The 527-nt window shown below is 52.3% G+C and carries 1 rRNA gene; it reads left to right on the top strand.

The features are described 5' to 3' along the window. Positions 1-527 (top strand): 23S ribosomal RNA (locus tag AB4Y80_RS16915); the annotation flags it as partial.

Here is a 527-nt window from a genome sequence, read left to right on the forward strand (position 1 = left end):
CTAGTCGAGTGACACTGCGCCGAAAATGTACCGGGGCTAAACATATTACCGAAGCTGTGGATTGTCCTTTGGACAATGGTAGGAGAGCGTTCTAAGGGCGTYGAAGCWWGAYCGYAAGGACWKGTGGAGCGCTTAGAAGTGAGAATGCCGGTRTGAGTAGCGAAAGAAGGGTGAGAATCCCKTCCACCGAWTGMCTAAGGTTTCCWGAGGAAGGCTCGTCCGCTCWGGGTTAGTCGGGTCCTAAGCTGAGGCCGACAGGCGTAGGCGATGGATAACAGGTTGATATTCCTGTACCACCTAGTATCGTTTTAATCGATGGGGGGACGCAGTAGGATAGGCGAAGCGTGCTGTTGGAGTGCACGTCCAAGCAGTAAGGCTGAGTGTTAGGCAAATCCGGCACTCATAAGGCTGAGCTGTGATGGGGAGAGGAAATTGTTTCCTCGAGTCGTTGATTTCACACTGCCGAGAAAAGCCTCTAGATAGATAACAGGTGCCCGTACCGCAAACTGACACAGGTAGTCAAGATG

Origin of the sequence: Specibacter sp. RAF43, assembly GCF_052114065.1 — a bacterium.
Classification (GTDB): domain Bacteria; phylum Actinomycetota; class Actinomycetes; order Actinomycetales; family Micrococcaceae; genus Specibacter.